This is a genomic window from Natronococcus sp. (assembly GCF_047921035.1).
Taxonomy (GTDB): Archaea; Halobacteriota; Halobacteria; order Halobacteriales; family Natrialbaceae; genus Natronococcus.
In genome coordinates, this window is sequence record NZ_JBLRWX010000259.1 from 1 (window position 1) to 564 (window position 564).

Genomic DNA, 564 nt, shown 5'->3' on the forward strand with positions numbered 1-564 from the left:
GCTCCATCCCCTGCGCCGGGCTGAGCGCGCGCGCGCCGCCGGCCCAAACGAGCACGGCGACGAGCAGCGGGACGCGCAGACGTGAGGTCGAAGGCTTCATGGTCCTCTCAGCCTACTGTCCGATGGCGCCCGTTCGTGGCGCCGGGCGGCACTGAGCACGGCGCGGCGGCGGAACGCTGGCGTCTCGCCGCACACGGCCCCTCAGGCGCGACGGGGATCAGTCGCCGTCTTCGTCATCTTCGTCGTCTTCGTCGTCTTCGTCATCATCGTCATCATCGTCGTCGTCGTCATCGTCATCGTCGTCGTCGTCATCGTCGCGATCCCGGCGATCGTCGTCCCGATCATCATCGTCGTCGCCGCGACCGTAGCGATCGTCGTCCCGATCGTCGTCATCACGGCCGTAGCGGTCATCATCGCGATCGTCGTCGTCGTCATCGTCGTCACGGCCGTAGCGGTCGTCGTCACGGTCATCGTCATCATCGTCGTCATCGCGGCCGTAGCGGTCGTCACCACGATCGAGATCGTCCTCGAACGCCACCTCGACCTCGAGGCGCTGGCCGCGGC

The 564-nt window shown here is 67.4% G+C and carries 1 protein-coding gene; it reads right to left on the bottom strand.

Features of this window, described 5'->3' with window-relative positions; translation table 11 throughout:
• Positions 1-217: 217 nt before the first annotated feature.
• The coding region (locus ACNA7R_RS20590; RefSeq protein WP_416285393.1) for a hypothetical protein at positions 218-564 on the bottom strand (347 nt) is incomplete at its 5' end.